Genomic DNA, 12,890 nt, shown 5'->3' with positions numbered 1-12,890 from the left:
ATATGTTGAACTTTTCATTTAGTTTATAAATTCTTCTAACAACGGACAATTGTATTTTTTGAAAGTGGGCGTTGTTTTATAAATGGAATAAAAATTAGCCAACTCCTTCCCTGCCTTAAACGGATTTTTTTCTTCTTCCTCTGTTGAAACTAAATTGGCGTAATGATTATAATAATTACATTCGAAAATCATTAAACTGGCTAACGCTTTTTCGTTATTATTTTTAGACATTTTCAGTGCTTTTTCATAATACATTTTAGCCATTGTTAAGCTGTAATAATTGCCTTTTTGATAGGCTTTTTCGTTTTCAGAATTATCACCATAAACATAATCAACATACGATTCTCCCGAAGTCCAGTCGTAGGCAACCATCATCCAGGAATTTCCTAAATACGAAACATTAAAATACGCATGTGCCAGTTGTAAATTGCTTGCTGCCGTATTTTGTTTTCTTAACTGAATCAGTTTTGCAATAAAATCTGCTTTATTAAAACGATAATCAAATTTGCGTTCTTTTTCTTTTTGCAGGATTTTGGGCGTAAACGGATTTTCGTTTAAATAGTCCGCAAAAGCATAATTCTTATCCCAGAAATCTTTTGGCATGCCGGAAAAGGTTTCATAAGCCAGTTCCAAATTATTATTTCTAAAAGCTATTGTTCCTTTTAAATCTTTATAATAATTTACATCTGCTGCGATTGTACCTGAACAAATGTATTTTTCAAAAGGCGTTTTATCTTCTTTCTGCTGTAGCTCCATCAGGCGATCCATATCTTCAGTGGTTGCGTTTCGGTCAAAATAGCCGATGTAACTGTAAAAATAAGGATTGTTGTAAACAGAATATTCGCCTTCATTTTTTTGATCCGATTTCATCATCAATAATCCTGAGGTAACGCGATCGCCTTTTTTATTAAAATCTGCGCTGGCAATTCGGTACAAACTATATAAATTCTTGAATAATCCGTTATCGGTTTCAACCAGATTTTCAACTGCATTAAAGTATTTAAAAAGCTGGTCCTGAACTTTCTCATCCTTTAAATCATCTTGTTTTAAAGAAACCAAAGCCAGCTGAATATTCTTCTGCATTTGAATGGACGTGTTGGCTTTATCAGAAATCATATTGGTGTATTTTTTACCCAAGTCAATCTGATCATCCATAAAACAAAGCTGTGCAATTGCGGCCGTAACATAATCTTTCTGTTCTCCCGAAGTTTGCTCCAGGATAGAAATTAGAAAAAATTCTAATGCTTTTAAATGCTGCATGTCTTTATTGAGATTTTCTTCTCTTGCCTTTGCATAATCATCATACCAATTCGCTCCGTCAAATACAACAGACGGACTTCCGTTATTGGTATATTGTGGTGTGAAAATCCAGTCTTCGAGTTTATTGATTTCTCTTCCAATCAAAAAACTCAAATTAATGCTATTCGGGCTCAGTTGATAAACTTCTTCAATCGTTTTTAAATCCGGCGCAGGATTTCGGAAACTTTCAATGGATAAAATGACGCTTCTTTCTGCATCATTTTGAGCCAAAGCCAGCGTTTCTTCTGTCAGTTTCCAGTTATAATGTTGTAAAACGGCAAAGGATTTTTCTTCGCAGGTCGCAAAAACTTTACTCAGTAAATAATTTTGTAAAGGAAAATTATTAATACACAAAGCTTTATAATACAATGCCCAGGGTTCTAAAATAGTGTTCTTATTTTCTGTAAAATAAGTATCGTACAAGCGAATTACCTGTTCTTTGTCCTGAGCATAAAAGCTGTATCTCAGAATTAAAAAGGCGTATCGCTGTTTCAGGAAAGGATCTTTGGCTGATTTGATTTTCTTTTCAAAATCTTCTAAATCTGCCAGTTTATGGTCTTTGCTATTATAGCCAACTTTTTCCCAGGATTCCCATTTTACATCTGTATTGCTATTGTATTCCAGTTTTTTAGCAAATAATATATAATTCAGTAAAGCTTTATTTTTAGGCAATAACAACGCTTCTATAAAAGTATTTTTTTCGAATACTTTTTTTAATGATTTGGTTTCGAATGCTGCTTCAAATTGTTCGGAATCCGTTTCGTATAAAATAACGTGAACATCTTTTGGATTAATAGTATTCCCTAATTTTTTCTTCCATTCCAGACAATTCATTTCCTGATCGACACCGGAAACAGTATTGGTCGAATAGTAATAATCTGCTGAATAATAAAACGGTGTGAGTTTAAAGAAACCTTCACGTTGTGCTTTAAACAAGACTAATCTGCTGGTTTCGGCCGAAACGCTCCAACCGCAGGCAAAAGAAACCTGAAAGCTTAATGCTAAAAGTAAACTGCTAAAAACGCGCATAATACTCGGATATATTTTGGGTTCCATAATCGTTGATGTATTTTTTATCGAAAGAGAAAAACGTTATTTTGGTTTGATTGTCAATTTTAATTTTACTGGTGACGATTGAAATCATTTTCCCGAGTTCATCTTCTGAAATTTTCTCGATTCTGATTTCATCACCATTTCGCAAATAGGTTTGTCCTACCAAAATATCATCCTGCAGAATATATTTGGTGTCTGATGCTTTTTTTAATTTAACAGAATCATTTCGCAGCTGGTCATAATCTGATAAAATTCCCTTAAACTGATTTCCTCTAAAAACTACTGCCCAACTATACAATGGCAAAGCAATATCAAGTTTTAGGCTATATTTATCGTGTGTAATATATTGTGCCAGTTCTTCGCTGGTCCCTATCGAATTTTTGGTTTGTAAATCGTCTGGCTTGTTCAGATTATAGCACATCAATAAACCTTTATCTACCGGCGGAATTCCTGCTTTTTCGGCATATTTATATTGCCAAAGCCTGATTGTGGCTGCAATGCTGACAGCTGGTGAGTTCTTTTTTATTTGTTTAAGCAGGTAAAAATAATTTTCTTTTGACTTTTCTGTCCAGTCGCAATCGATCAGGATTTCTTTAAAATCAACTTTCAATTTGGCTAATTCTATTGCTTTTATCGAATCGTAATTCAGTCGTTTAAAGTTTTTATTTTTATAATAATCCTTCGGGTAAACTATTTCATTTGCAATTTTATCCGCTTTAGTTTCATTCATTCTGGTACCAATTATCTGAATGCGCTGTGCAATTCTGGCCGCCAGACTGTCCAGTTGTATTTTATTACTGTGCAAAACAACGTCGTTGGTAATAAATATACTGGGTGTAATTTCAGGATTACTTTCATTTAATCTGATATCATTAATGGTAGCAACAGGCAAAGGTTCTTTGGCATACGGATTCCAGTCCACATCAAAAAATCGTACGTACAGGTGTTTTACATTCAAATCCTTAATCAAAGAATCATCTTCTTTTTCAAAATTTAAATCTGTTTTCCAAAAACAAAATGACCGCACGACTTCATGTTCTTTTTCACAGGAAGCTCCGCTTAACACTACAAAAAGCAAAATAAAAATGATATTCTTCATATTTTAAAAACCCTTACAAATTCAACTCAAAATTAACATTAATTAATCTAACGATATAGAATATTTATAAACAACTTCTGTTTTGTATTCTTACCTTTGCAAAAAAATTATTTATGTCGAATATATATTTAGGGTATCATTTTACAATTGAACCAAAAGAGTTGGGATCTGAAATTTTGATCGCAGAATTGGGCGAAAAAGCATTTGAAAGCTTTACTGAAACTGAAAACGGAATTTCGGCTTTTGTGAAGAAAGATTTATGGGATGAGAATATTCTGGATGACATTTATATTTTGCAATCTGAGGAATTTAAAATTGAATATACTGTTGAAGAAATCGATCAGGTAAACTGGAACGAGGAATGGGAAAAGAATTTTGAAGCCATTGATGTAGATGGAAAATGTCATGTTCGCGCTCCTTTTCACGAAAAAACAACGGCTGAATTTGATATTGTAATCGAACCAAAAATGAGTTTTGGAACAGGTCATCATGAAACTACGCATATGATGATCCAGCACTTACTGGAAATTGATGTTACTGGTTTAAAAACACTTGACATGGGTTGCGGAACAGCTATTCTGGCAATTCTGGCCGAAATGAAAGGTGCAGAACCAATTGATGCTATTGATATTGATAACTGGTGTTATCTGAATTCTATTGAAAATGCTGAACGCAATAACTGTAAACATATTAGCGTTTATGAAGGCGATGCAGCTTTATTGAAAGGAAAAAAATACGACCTGATTATTGCAAATATCAATCGTAATATTTTACTGAACGACATGCAGGCGTATGTAGATTGCCTAAACCCAAAAGGACTATTGCTTTTGAGCGGTTTCTATGAAGAAGACATTCCTTTTATTGATGCTTCCTGCACGGAAAAGGGACTGACTTACGTTAAAAAGTTTCAAAGAAACAACTGGGTTTCATTAAAATACGTAAATTAGAAAGAAGTAAATTACAACAGTACAAAAAACTTAAAAAATGAGTACTAAAGAAAAAGTAAGAGAAAGAGTTCGGGAAAAAGAAGCCACAGGTTTCAATAACGAAATCATAGTTTATAATGACGATGTAAACACTTTTGATCATGTAATCGATACATTAATGCGGGTTTGCAGCCATACTGCAGAACAGGCAGAACAATGTTCTTTAATCGTACATTATAATGGGAAATGCACTGTAAAAACAGGCCCAATTGATAAATTAAAGCCTCAGTGCACACAACTTTTAGAAGCAGGATTAAGCGCTGAAATCGTTTAAACTGAGAATAATTTAAAAAACATTCAATTTTATTCTATATTTGATTAAAATTGAATGTTTTTTTTATGGAGGAATATGGTAAAATATTAATTATTGCAACGCCTGTTTTCTTAGCATTAATTATAATTGAGAAAATATACGGCATTTATAAAAAGAACGATACTGCGCCTTTGATAGACAGTGTATCCAGTATCAGTTCCGGAATTACCAATTCGGTAAAAGACGTGTTAGGGCTGAGCCTGACTTTCATTTCATACGAATGGATGGTTTCAAAAATTGCTTTACAGCATTTAGAAGCTAACGTTCTCTCTTATTTTATCGCCTTTTTTGTAATTGATTTTTATGGCTACTGGAGCCACAGACTGGCACATCAGATTAATTTTCTTTGGAATAAACACGCCATTCATCATAGCAGCGAAGAGTTCAATCTGGCCTGTGCTTTACGTCAGCCGATTGCCAGCCTGGTTAATCTGTTTACTTTTTTGCTTATCCCTGCAGCATTGCTGGGCGTTCCTGCTACCGTAATTGCGATTACGCTGCCGCTTCATTTGTTTTTGCAGTTTTGGTACCATACCAAACACATCAAAAAAATGGGATTTATTGAACATATTCTGGTTACTCCTTCTCACCATCGTGTACATCATGCTATCAATCCTGAATATTTAGACAAAAATCATTCGCAGATTTTTATTTTCTGGGATAAGCTTTTTGGAACTTTTCAGGAAGAACTGGACGATGTCCCGCCTGTTTTTGGAATTACAAGACCGGTAAATACCTGGAACCCCATCCGTATTAATTTTCAGCATTTGACTTTATTGATCAAAGATGCCTGGCGCGCACCAAAATGGAAAGACAAGTTTACTATCTGGTTTAAACCAACGGGCTGGCGTCCGGAAAATTTTGAAGAATTATATCCCGTAAACAAAATTGAGAATGTTTTTGATTTTGATAAATATGGCACTCAAAATTCTCAAAAATTAATCTACTGGTCAGTTGCACAGGTTTTAATAACGCTCTTATTTGTCACCTACTTATTTGATAATATTGCTAAAATTGGCTTACCAAATATCTTTGTTTACGGATTTTTTATCCTGATTACAATTTACAGTTACAGTGAATTGATGGATAAAAGCAAATATGCTGTTTTTTGGGAAGGTTTTCGTTTCCTTATTGCCATTGCAATTATAATGTATTATGGCGACTGGTTTGGTTTGAATCATACTTTTTCATTCGCAAATTATAGTATTATTGGCTATCTGACCTTTTCTTTTTTTGCAGCTGTATATTTTGTTGCCGTCGATTTTAAAACGCCCCAGAATCAACTTGTCAATTCATAATCCCCCAAACCTATGAAAAATACTCTCTTTCTTAAAATCTATATGGGTTTTAGCATTGTTTATCTACTAATTTTACTTTCAGGCCATGAATATTTAGATCTTTATCTAAAACCAATCCTTATTCCGCTTTTAGGATTTGGGGTTTATTTTCATAAAGATTTTGCATCAAAAAGCATACTTTTAACTGCTTTATTGTTTTCCTGGATTGGTGATGTCATCTTGTTATTTGCCGATATTGCCGAGATTTATTTTATTTTAGGTCTGGTCTCTTTTCTTATTTCACATATTATTTATTGTATTCTCTTTAATAAGCAAACCAAAACCACTAAAAGCAGTAAAACTTTTTTGTTAATTGGAGGAGTTGTAATTCTTGCCTATCTGACCGGAATGCTATCTGCTTTGCTGCCTGCTTTGGGTGATTTAAAAATTCCTGTAATTGTATATGCATCGGTTATTTCATTAATGTTATTTTTTGCTTTGAACGGTTTACTAACATGGAAAAAACCGGGCAATCAGTATGTTTTTATCGGTGCAATTGTGTTTGTTCTTTCGGATAGTATTCTGGCTGTCAACAAATTCTATAATCCGATTAAAAAAAGTTCGTTTATTATAATGTTAACTTATCTTGTGGCACAATATCTGATTGTAACTGGTATCTTAAAATTGAATTCTAATGACAATCATACCAGAGAAAATTAAGCCTGTTGGGGCAATTATTTTAATTGCTTTTTCGGTATTTTCTTAATGTAGATTATTTTAAAAAACCGGTTTTACACCTTACATTTGTAATACAAAATATGCTTTGGACATGAAAAAAATAGCTCTTTTTATCGTTTTACTTATTTCGGCAACTTCCTGTATCAGTACCAAATCTACTTTGAAAAATGTAGATGATAATGCTCCTGATTTAGTTTTGAAGAAAGACAATACATTTGCCATTACTTTATTCAGTAACGATAAGAAATATGGCTACGATCCTGATTATCCTGTAAATATTTTTTATAGAAATACAAGAGATGAGACATTAAACGAAACCCGTTTTTTAAATGCGCTGGCCGGACCTAACGGAGAAAAAATAACATATAAACGTCTGGAAACGTGTTGCCCTTTCCCTACCAAAAGAAGTGATATGGGAGCCGGCTTCCTAAATGTATACGAACTAACCTGGGAAGGACAAAAAAAGCCTGTTATCCTTTATCTGAATATTTATGAAAAAGGAATTTTGATGGTTCCGATGGGATTGGCGCTGAAAAAGGAATAGAAATTTAAAATCAACTTTTATAATGTACGGAGTTTCACCTTTTATACTTCTCATATTACCTTTATTATCTCAGATTATATTTGGATATCAGGCGATCAAAAGAACGATACAATTAAAATTTGCCTATGTATCACTAATTAATATACTCTTACAAATACCACTGTCAATACTATCCGTTTACATTGCTTCGGAAAATTTAAATCAAAACCCGGAGTATCAAAACAGGTGTGGGTTGGTGATGTTAGGAATTGTTGCCGTTAATTTTCTTTTTGCATTCCTGCTTTTAATTACAATTGTAGTGCAATTTTTTATTAAAAGATATCAGGAAAAACAACAAAATAAAATCAGCTAGATTTTAATTCTAAAACAAAGGAAAAAATTAACTTAAATTTTCTTAATTCCACTGAGGGCTGGCCCTGATAGTCACCAAGCCTAGTGAGAAATCATTTTTCTGTAAAATTTGTTTTTTCCTGACTGGGCAGAGCGACCATAAGAAGCTCCAGAACAGACTTTGGAAAAATGTTTTTACAGGAAAATATTGGAACGGATAGCAGGATTAGCTTCATAAAAATTTCTTAAATCTTCATCTCAAACTCATAAATCATAACTACCTTTGCACTACCAAAATTTATACAAATGAACATACAAAATATTCCACAAATTAAGCATACTGATAGCGGAAATTTCTTTTTACTGGCAGGGCCTTGCGCCATTGAAGGAGAAGAAATGGCTCTTAGAATTGCTGAAAAATTAGTTGGTATTACCGACAAACTTCAAATTCCTTATGTATTTAAAGGATCTTTTAAAAAAGCAAACCGTTCCAGAATTGACAGCTTTTCGGGAATTGGTGACGAAAAAGCCTTAAAAATATTACGAAAGGTTTCTGAAACTTTTCATATTCCTACTGTAACAGATATTCACACCAATGAAGATGCTGATATGGCGGCTCAATATGTAGATGTTTTGCAAATTCCTGCATTTCTTGTACGCCAGACTGACCTTGTCGTAGCAGCTGCAAACACAGGAAAAGTTGTGAACCTTAAAAAAGGGCAATTTATGAGCCCGGAAAGCATGAAACATGCTGTACAAAAAGTATTAGACTGTAATAATGAAAATGTTGTGGTTACAGATCGCGGTACTATGTTTGGTTATCAGGATATGATTGTTGATTTTAGAGGAATTCCTACTATGCAGCAATATGCCACTACAGTTCTTGATGTTACGCATTCTTTGCAACAGCCTAATCAGACTGCCGGTGTTACGGGCGGGAGACCGGATATGATCGAAACAGTTGCCAAAGCGGGTATTGCTGTGGGTGTTGACGGTATTTTTATCGAAACGCATTTTGATCCTGCAAACGCAAAAAGTGATGGTGCCAATATGCTGCATTTAGACTATTTTGAAGGTCTGATGAACAAATTGGTTGCCATCAGAAAAACAGTTAACTCATTTTAATTTATAATACTTAAGTTCTTTGAAAACAAAATTTTTATTTTTCTTTCTGGCTTGTGTTTCTTTAAACGCTTTTGCTCAGGACGAAATCCCGGTACAAAAATACACAGCTCATAATAAAGGAAAATTCTTCGTGTCATGGGGTGGAAACAGAGAAAGCTATTCAAAATCTGATGTGACTTTCAAAGGCAAAGATTACAACTTCAGAGTTGATAATATGGCTGCCCATGACAAACCAAAAGGATGGCACGTTGATTACGTGAATCCTGCAAATATGACAATTCCTCAAACTAATTTGAGGCTTGGTTATTTTTTTAGTGATCATTATAGTGTAACAATTGGTGTAGACCATATGAAATATGTAATGACACAGAATCAAATTGCAAATGTTACCGGAAACATCAATTTACCTGCGGATCAACCCGGCTCAATTTACAATGGAGTTTACAACAACACACCTGTAGATATGTCTCAGGGTGGTGCTCAGGAAGGTGGTTTGCCAAAGGGTAACCCTGGTGTTCCTTTTTTAATTTATGAACATACTGATGGCTTAAACTACGTTAATACGGAGGTCGCAAGATTTGATGATATTTCTAAATTGTTTCATCTTCCAAATATTGATAAAGTACAGATTAACTTAACTGAAGGTTTGGGTGCCGGACTTTTATATCCTAAAACCAATACAACACTTTTAGGAAAAGAACGTCATGATGATTTTCATGTTTCGGGTTATGGTGTTTCTGCAAAAGCAGGTTTGAACATTACTTTCTTCAAACATTTCTATATACAGGGAGAGTTAAAAGGTGGTTATATTGACATGAAAGACATCAGAACAACTACAAGCAGTGACGATACAGCTTCTCAACACTTTTATTATTTCCAACGAATTATTGCTGTTGGAGGAATTTTTAAAGTATAATATTTCATAAAATATATTTACAAAAATAGCTGTCATTTTATTTGGCAGCTATTTTTTTTATTATTTACTTTGTACTTCAAAGTACTTTAAAAATATATAATGAAAAATAAAAAATACCTCTTTCCGATTATCACTTTCATCCTGAGTTTTGGATGTGCTTTGTTTGTAGCGATAAAAGTTTTTCCGAACAATCCCTTTACCGGAAATGAGCAGGAAAAGACAGCAACAGTAACAAGCAAATTCAAAGATGGTGATATTATTTTTCAAACCTCAGAATCCAAACAATGCGAAGCGGTCCGAATAGCAACAAATTCAAAATTTTCGCACTGCGGGATTATCTATGATATTGATGGAAAATGGTTTGTGTTTGAAGCTGTTCAGCCTGTAAAATTGACTCCGATTGAAGACTGGATCAAACATGGAAAAGGAAATAAATATGTAGTTAAAAGATTAAAAAACGATACTGTTTTGAGTCCTGAGGTTTTACAAAAAATGAAAGCGTACAGTCAGCAATTTGATGGTAAAGAATATGATGCTTATTTCGAATGGACTGATAACAGGATTTATTGCTCTGAACTGGTATGGAAAATCTATAAAAACGGGGCTAATATAGAATTATCAAAACTGCAGGAGCTTAAAGATTTTAATCTTAGTGATATAAGGGTTAAAGCAATATTAAAAGAAAGATACGGAAACGATATTCCAATGGATGAAAAGGTGGTTGCTCCTTCTAACCTTGCCGATTCTGATTTATTAAAAACCGTTATAGATACTTATTAAAGCCCTAAAAGCTAATTATAATCTAATTGGCTTTTTTATTTATTAATTTACTTTGAAATTCAAAGAACTTTTAAAAACAATTATGAGAGACCAGTTTATAGAAAAATTGTACGAATGCAGTAAAAAACCGTATCAGAAATATTTTAAAAAAAATAAACCGTGGGATATTGACAAAACACAATTGCTGAATTATCCTGAAGGAAGCCTGGGGCTGGGACTGGGAAAATTTCTTTACAGTAATCATTTTGACATTCAGGAAAAACTGGAAGACCACGATATTATTCATGTACTGACTCATACCGGAGTTTCGGTTGCAGAAGAAATTGGTATGCAGTATTATCTTTTCGGAAACGGAAAAAGGAGTTTGTACCTGTTTATGGTGATTTTATCGGGAACGCTTTTTTATCCTAAACAAATTAATTATTTCATTCAACAATATAAAAGAGGAAAACATGCACTTCCGTTTCATTATCTCGACTTTTCTAAAATGTTGTTTCTACCAATTCAATCTATTCAAAAAACTTTTAATATCTAAAACTATGAAAACGATTAACAAAAATACTTTCGACGAAACACAGTCAATTGACCTGACAATTGGGACTTTTACAGTCAGCACATTGTTTTTCATTTTATATATTCTTTCGAACGAAAGTTCTAATGTTTTGGTTGCTGCTTCTCCATTTGTAGTTTCAGCAATTATGCTTAATGCTATTATGCTTTTTCACTTAACTGATAATTTCATACGCCTATCGGGGCAACGAAAAGATATTGCAGTTAAAATCCTGACATTGCTTTCAAACATTCCGATTACTTTATTGTATTATTTTCTTGTAACCTAGTTTGCCATTAAACAAAAAAGCTGCAGGAATCAACCTGCAGCTTTTTAATTTTATTGAAGAAATCCTTAATTTGCTTTAGGAGCTTCTATTCCGTTTTGATCTAATAAATACAATAAACTTGTCATTGTTGCTGCACCCAGCTCCAACTCTCTTTTATTGATGGCGTCAAATTTATCGTTTGCTGCATGGTGATAGTCAAAATAACGTTGAGAATCTGGTTTTAAACCTGCTTTTACAATGCTTTTAGAAGTTAAATGGCTAATATCTGATCCTGCATGTCCAATTGTAAAACTGTGCACTAAATAAGGCTCAAAAAAGTCTCTGTAACTTTGTATTTTTTTAAGATTAGTCTCATCAGCTTCGATAGAAAATCCTCTTGGGCTAAATCCGCCTGAATCACTTTCTAAAGCAAAAATATGGTTTTCATTATTTTTCTTAGAAACTTCCTCGTATTTAGCACCGCCTTTTCCTCCATTTTCTTCATTCATGAATAAAACAACACGAATTGTGTTTTTAGGCTTATAGTTTAGGTTTTTAAGAATACGAATCACTTCCATACTCTGTACTACTCCTGCCCCATCATCGTGAGAACCATCTGCAAGATCCCATGAATCAAGGTGTCCGCCAACAACCATAATATTTTCAGGATGTTCTTTTCCGGTTAATTCACCAATTACGTTATGAGATAAAACGTCTGGTAAAGTTTCGCAAGATTGTTTGAAATAAAATTTCAAAGCCGGATTGCTTTTTAAAGTTGCACTCAACAATTCGGCACCGTTTGTACTAATGGCAGCTGTCGGAATATATTTTTCTTTTGGCAAGTCACCATAACTTTGAGCACCTGTATGAGGAAAATCATCCAAACGCAAATTCATAGAACGAACAATTGTTCCTACTGCACCAAGTTTTGCAGCTTCTTTTGCTCCTGCAAATCTTTGGTCAACACATGCTCCGTAAGAGGTAAAAGTTTCAATATTTTCAGGGTTCATTGGTCTGTTAAAGAATACAATTTTTCCTTTTATTTTATCTCCTAAAGCTGCAAGATCATTAATTCCCTGCACTTCGATAACTTCTGCTGTTAATCCTGTTTTTGGAGTTGCAACAGATCCTCCCAAGGCGCAAATTGGCACAGCTGTTTTTGCTTTTCCATCTAAGATAAAAGCAGTCTCTTTTTCTCCACGTACCCAATGTGGCACCATTACTTCCTGCAGGTATACTTTGTCCAGCCCTAAACTTTCTAGTTGGCTTTTAGTGTACTGAACAGCTTCTGCAGCAGTTGCAGATCCTGACAGGCGGCTTCCGATATCATTAGATAAATATTCTAACCAGGTATAACATTTTGACTCGGTTAGGGCTTTTTTATAGAATAATTTAATGTTTTTTTCATCATTTGACTGTGCAAAAGATGTCAATCCGTTTAAAACTAAAACAGTTAAAAGAATCGTTTTTTTCATGGTTTTTATAGCATTTTTGGGTTATCTGCTTACTTTGTTTGCAAGCAGGACAAAGGAACAAAATTCTTTACAACTCAGGGGTATTTTCCTAAAGCTTTTCGCAAAAAAAAACCTCTAATTGCGAATTTACTTTCTAC

Annotated in this window: 13 protein-coding genes; 10 read left to right on the top strand and 3 right to left on the bottom strand. The window is 33.8% G+C overall.

Annotation, left to right across the window (positions count from 1 at the left end; translation table 11 throughout):
* Window positions 1-18: 18 nt before the first annotated feature.
* Both DCO46_RS20325 and DCO46_RS20320 read right to left on the bottom strand, forming a co-directional pair.
* A complete protein-coding gene (locus DCO46_RS20325) occupies window positions 19-2,355 on the bottom strand; it encodes a hypothetical protein (RefSeq protein WP_116754312.1) in 2,337 nt (778 codons plus the stop codon).
* Window positions 2,315-3,451: a hypothetical protein gene (locus tag DCO46_RS20320; RefSeq protein WP_116754311.1), complete on the bottom strand. Its 1,137-nt coding sequence runs from the start codon at window positions 3,449-3,451 to the stop codon at window positions 2,315-2,317. The genes DCO46_RS20325 and DCO46_RS20320 overlap by 41 nt, the downstream gene beginning before the upstream one ends.
* 113 nt (window positions 3,452-3,564) lie before the next feature.
* Between DCO46_RS20320 and prmA the strand changes: the two genes are divergently transcribed.
* The 10 genes from prmA to DCO46_RS20265 all read left to right on the top strand — a co-directional run bounded on the left by prmA (window position 3,565) and on the right by DCO46_RS20265 (window position 11,299).
* A complete protein-coding gene (prmA, locus tag DCO46_RS20315) occupies window positions 3,565-4,398 on the top strand; it encodes a 50S ribosomal protein L11 methyltransferase (RefSeq protein ID WP_116754310.1) in 834 nt (277 codons plus the stop codon).
* Between the two features lie 37 nt (window positions 4,399-4,435).
* Window positions 4,436-4,711, top strand: coding sequence for an ATP-dependent Clp protease adaptor ClpS (locus DCO46_RS20310; RefSeq protein ID WP_116754309.1), 276 nt, complete (start codon window positions 4,436-4,438; stop codon window positions 4,709-4,711).
* 65 nt (window positions 4,712-4,776) lie between these two features.
* Window positions 4,777-6,048 carry a sterol desaturase family protein gene (locus DCO46_RS20305; protein ID WP_116754308.1) on the top strand — a complete coding sequence of 424 codons (1,272 nt, stop codon included), beginning with the start codon at window positions 4,777-4,779 and terminating at the stop codon, window positions 6,046-6,048.
* A gap of 12 nt (window positions 6,049-6,060) precedes the next feature.
* Entirely contained in the window at window positions 6,061-6,747 is a 687-nt protein-coding gene (locus DCO46_RS20300; protein ID WP_116754307.1) for a lysoplasmalogenase, read from the top strand.
* A gap of 109 nt (window positions 6,748-6,856) precedes the next feature.
* On the top strand, window positions 6,857-7,309 hold the full coding sequence (locus tag DCO46_RS20295; protein WP_116754306.1) for a 2-dehydro-3-deoxyphosphooctonate aldolase: 453 nt from the start codon (window positions 6,857-6,859) through the stop codon (window positions 7,307-7,309).
* A 636-nt stretch (window positions 7,310-7,945) separates the two neighbouring features.
* Window positions 7,946-8,764 carry a 3-deoxy-8-phosphooctulonate synthase gene (gene kdsA, locus DCO46_RS20285; protein ID WP_116754304.1) on the top strand — a complete coding sequence of 273 codons (819 nt, stop codon included), beginning with the start codon at window positions 7,946-7,948 and terminating at the stop codon, window positions 8,762-8,764.
* Window positions 8,765-8,783: 19 nt separating this feature from the next.
* On the top strand, window positions 8,784-9,680 hold the full coding sequence (locus tag DCO46_RS20280) for a hypothetical protein (protein WP_116754303.1): 897 nt from the start codon (window positions 8,784-8,786) through the stop codon (window positions 9,678-9,680).
* Between the two features lie 99 nt (window positions 9,681-9,779).
* A complete protein-coding gene (locus DCO46_RS20275) occupies window positions 9,780-10,460 on the top strand; it encodes a YiiX family permuted papain-like enzyme (protein WP_116754302.1) in 681 nt (226 codons plus the stop codon).
* An 82-nt stretch (window positions 10,461-10,542) separates the two neighbouring features.
* Window positions 10,543-10,995: a hypothetical protein gene (locus DCO46_RS20270; protein ID WP_116754301.1), complete on the top strand. Its 453-nt coding sequence runs from the start codon at window positions 10,543-10,545 to the stop codon at window positions 10,993-10,995.
* 4 nt (window positions 10,996-10,999) lie between these two features.
* Complete coding sequence (locus DCO46_RS20265; protein WP_116754300.1) at window positions 11,000-11,299, top strand: hypothetical protein; 300 nt, start codon at window positions 11,000-11,002, stop codon at window positions 11,297-11,299.
* Between the two features lie 65 nt (window positions 11,300-11,364).
* On the opposite strand, the gene DCO46_RS20260 is transcribed toward DCO46_RS20265, so the two are convergent.
* Window positions 11,365-12,753 carry a M20/M25/M40 family metallo-hydrolase gene (locus tag DCO46_RS20260; RefSeq protein ID WP_116754299.1) on the bottom strand — a complete coding sequence of 463 codons (1,389 nt, stop codon included), beginning with the start codon at window positions 12,751-12,753 and terminating at the stop codon, window positions 11,365-11,367.
* Window positions 12,754-12,890: the final 137 nt, after the last annotated feature.

Source organism: Flavobacterium sp. HTF, from assembly GCF_003105115.1.
GTDB lineage: Bacteria > Bacteroidota > Bacteroidia > Flavobacteriales > Flavobacteriaceae > Flavobacterium.
Note: the sequence above shows the minus strand (reverse complement) of the source record. Positions and strands in the feature narration are given on the sequence as shown.